The organism is Pseudomonas sp. MD195_PC81_125, from assembly GCF_014060985.1.
In the GTDB taxonomy this organism is placed as follows: Bacteria; Pseudomonadota; Gammaproteobacteria; order Pseudomonadales; family Pseudomonadaceae; genus Aquipseudomonas; species Aquipseudomonas parakoreensis.
Genome location: NZ_JABULD010000749.1, coordinates 1 through 563, shown reverse-complemented (window position 1 = coordinate 563; position 563 = coordinate 1). Strand labels below are relative to the sequence as shown.

Here is a 563-nt window from a genome sequence, read left to right as displayed (position 1 = left end):
CCACCTATCGAACATTACAGTCATCGTGGGAAATAACGGCGCTGGCAAATCCACAATTCTGAAGTCATTGGCCACATCGCTGAGCTGGCTTGTTGCAAGGATTCGCACCGAAAAAGGTAGTGGAAGCCCTTTGATACAGGAAGAGATTCGAAATGGAGCCTCAGGTGCAGTGATAACGGTTGCTGTAGCAGACCGATCACATCCTGGACAAGATCTTCCCAGAGATCCGAAAAACCCTTTTTTCGTATGGGCTATCGGCCGGGGAAGACAAGGTCGGAAGGCTCAGATGCATAGTTCTTTAAAAGAAGCGAGTCTACTTGCGGATCACTACCGCTCAAGCCTGACTGCCAATGACAAAGCATCTCTCCCTCTGATTGCGTACTACCCGGTCGAACGTTCAGTTTTAGAAATTCCGCTGAAGATCCGAACTAAACACACCTTCGACCAACTCGACGGCTACGACAACTCACTCAACAGAGGCGTCGACTTCCGTCGTTTCTTCGAATGGTTCCGCGAACGCGAAGATAGCGAAAATGAAACCGGTATTTTCCGACACTGCACTG

At 49.6% G+C, this 563-nt stretch carries 1 protein-coding gene; it reads left to right on the top strand.

All coding sequences use genetic code 11. From position 1 onward, the window contains the following. Window positions 1-563: AAA family ATPase (locus HT737_RS28780; protein WP_182404517.1), on the top strand; the 563-nt coding region annotated here is incomplete at both ends.